Source organism: Streptomyces sp. NPDC051172, from assembly GCF_040682555.1.
Lineage (GTDB): Bacteria > Actinomycetota > Actinomycetes > Streptomycetales > Streptomycetaceae > Streptomyces.
Genome location: NZ_JBFBBE010000269.1, coordinates 1 through 2,869, shown reverse-complemented (window position 1 = coordinate 2,869; position 2,869 = coordinate 1). Strand labels below are relative to the sequence as shown.

2 protein-coding genes and 1 pseudogene are annotated in these 2,869 nt (G+C 67.3%); all 3 read left to right on the top strand.

From position 1 onward, the window contains the following. Positions 1-308 (top strand): annotated as a pseudogene (locus tag AB0N07_RS50195) (IS110 family transposase); the annotation flags it as partial. Positions 309-628: 320 nt separating this feature from the next. Then, a complete protein-coding gene (locus AB0N07_RS50190) occupies positions 629-1,888 on the top strand; it encodes an IS110 family transposase (protein WP_365847584.1) in 1,260 nt (419 codons plus the stop codon). 163 nt (positions 1,889-2,051) lie between these two features. Beyond that, positions 2,052-2,264, top strand: a complete 213-nt coding sequence (locus AB0N07_RS50185; RefSeq protein ID WP_365847582.1) for a cold shock domain-containing protein — start codon at positions 2,052-2,054, stop codon at positions 2,262-2,264. The last annotated feature ends 605 nt before the right edge of the window (positions 2,265-2,869 follow it).

Sequence of the window (2,869 nt, the reverse complement as noted above, 5' to 3'; positions counted from 1 at the left end):
GGTAACCCCTACCTCAAGGGCGCCCTAGGACCGCAGCGTTCAGCGTGACGAGATCCAAGGACACCTATCTGCAGGCCCGTTACAAGCGTCTGGCCTCCCGCCGCGGCCCGCTCAAGGCCCTCGTCGCCGTCGAACACTCGATCATCACCGCCATCTGGCACATGCTCACCGACCACGTCGCCTACCACGAGCTCGGCGGCGACTACTTCACCCAGCGCGACCCCGAACGCGCCACCCGCCAGGCCATCAACCGGCTCAACCAGCTCGGCTACCGCGTCACCCTCAACCCCATCGACACCGCAGTCTGACAACGCCGTCCCGGCCCACCCGACGATCCACCCGGACCGCCGGGTCCCAGACCTGCCCACACCACCGCTGACCAGGTTCTATTTACGTGTCAGGAACCCAGGCCGCTGCGCTGGCCGCCGTGGAGGCGGGAAAATGGGTCTGCTCCGTCCGGAACGCCGGTTTCACTGTGATGCCTGTGAGCTCGCGTGTCAGGATGGCGATGGGGATCGCTGACAGGGACCGTCAATTGTTGCGGCAGCACGCGGACCAGACTCTTCAGCCCTGTGGTCCCTCCGGACGGCGTGCCGTTGGCATGTCACGTCGTTGCCGGGAGGGGTTCGTGGACGTACTGCATGAGCGGTGTGCCGCGCTGGATATCGGCAAGAAGGACCTCAAGGCGTGCGTCCGCACCCCGAGTCCTTCTGGCAGGCGTTCGCGCCGGCAGGAGATCCGTACGTTCGCCACCGTGACCAACTCCCTGCTCGAGCTGCGGGACTGGCTGCTCGCCGAGAAGGTCACCCTCGTGGTGCTGGAAGCGACGGGCGACTACTGGCGAGGTGCCTTCTACCTGTTGGAGGACTGCCTGAACGTGATCCTGGTCAACGCCGCGCACGCCAAGGGCCTGCCGGGCCGCAAGACCGACGTCGCCGATGCCGCCTGGCTGTGCCAGCTCGGCGAATGCGGCCTGCTCAAGGCGTCGTTCGTGCCGCCCGAGCCGATCCGGCACCTGCGGGACCTGAATCGCTACCGCACCAGCCTGACCGCGGAGCGGTCCCGGGAAGTCCAGCGCCTGGAGAAGGAACTGGAGGACGCGGGCATCAAGCTCTCCAGCGTGGCCACCGACATCATGGGCGTCTCCGGCCGGGCCATGCTCGCCGCCCTCATCGACGGCGAGCGCGACGTCCACACCCTGGCCCAGATGGCCAAGGCCCGGATGCGGCCCAAGATCCCCGCGCTGGTGGAGGCGCTGACCGGGAACTTCGGCGAACACCACGCCTTCCTCTGCCGCCTGCACCTGGAACGCATCGACCACCTGACCGCGGCCATCGGTGAACTGTCGGTGCGGATCGAGGCCGAGATGCTCCCTTTCGCCCAGCAGATTGAGCTGCTGCAGACCATCCCCGGGGTCGGCCGGGCCACCGCCGAGGCCCTCATCGCGGAGACCGGGGGTGACATGAGCCGCTTCCGCACCGCAGGCCACCTGGCCTCCTGGGCCGGAGTCTGCCCCGGCCACCACGAATCCGCCGGGAAACACAAATCCGGCCGGCGGCGCCACGGCAACCGCTGGCTGAGTGCCGCACTCGGCACCGCCGCCATGGCCGCCTCCCGCACCAAGGAAACCACCTACCTCGGCGCCCGCTACCACCGGCTCATGCCCCGCCTGGGCAAGAAGAAGGCCCTGGTCGCACTCGAACACTCGATCCTGACCGCGGTCTGGCACATGCTCACCCACGACACCGAATACACCGACCTTGGTGGCGACTACTACACGAAGTACGACCCCGAACGCGCCATGCGCCGCCTCACCCGCCAGGCCAACGCTCTCGGCTTCACTGTCCGCTTCGACCCCATCGAAGCTGCCACTTCACGAGCTGGCTGACGCTTCATTTTCGGACCAGAGGCACTTTTTCAAGTCTATCTGGCTGACGCTCCATCAGGGGGCGGTGGTTCGTGACTCAGCTCAGCTTGTTCCTTGACATCGACCGTTATGCAGAGCGACGAGGGTCTCGGGGTGTTTCACGGGCTTGCCCACGTCGTAACGGGTGGCGGGGTGCCGGTTCTTGGAGCCAGCTGATGGCGGACCGGACGTGTTCGTCCACTTCTCGGCCGTCCAGTCCACCGGGTTCAAGGAGCTGTACGAGGGCGACAGGGTCGAGTACGCGGTGACGCAGGGTCCGAAGGGACCGCAGGCGGAGAACGTCGTGCGGCAGCAGCAACGAAGCCGGAGCATGCGCCGGGCTCCGCACCGACCATGAGGCCGCTGAGACGGAACCCCGGCTGCAGACTCGCCAACGGCATCCGGCCAGTGCGGCCCCGCACGCTTCTCACAGGCCCGATCGCCCCTCGAACGCGAGCAGTCACTCCTCACCGCCAGTGCGTTCTCGGGCAGCGACCTGCACATGGTGCTGAGGGCCAACGACGTGATCGCCTCGTCCTCACCTGGCATCGCCATAAGTGGAGTCGTGCTGTCCAACCCTGCGCCAGACGCCGACGTGGACTTCGACCCCCACCGTCCCGGCAGACGGCTGCACGGACGCCGACGCCGAGGTGCACAGCGCCCTCACCGAGAAGGTCTTCCCTCGCCAGGCGGAGGTCCTCACCGTCGAGCAGTGGGTGGATGGCAGGCAGCGCGGCATCGACGGCATCGTACGCCGGCGCAGTACCGCAGGTCCGGTGGTGGGGAATCGGGTCGGCACAGGTGGCGTTGATGTGAGACAACAGAGAGGGGCATGGAAGGGCAGGTGAACTGCCACGGGTACTCCCTTCAAGGAGCCTTCGCCATCTTCGAACGTGCAGGTCGGAGGGGCTGGTGTGCGGTTTGGTCGGGGTGCTCGGGCTGGTCGCGGGCGCGAGTCCTCGG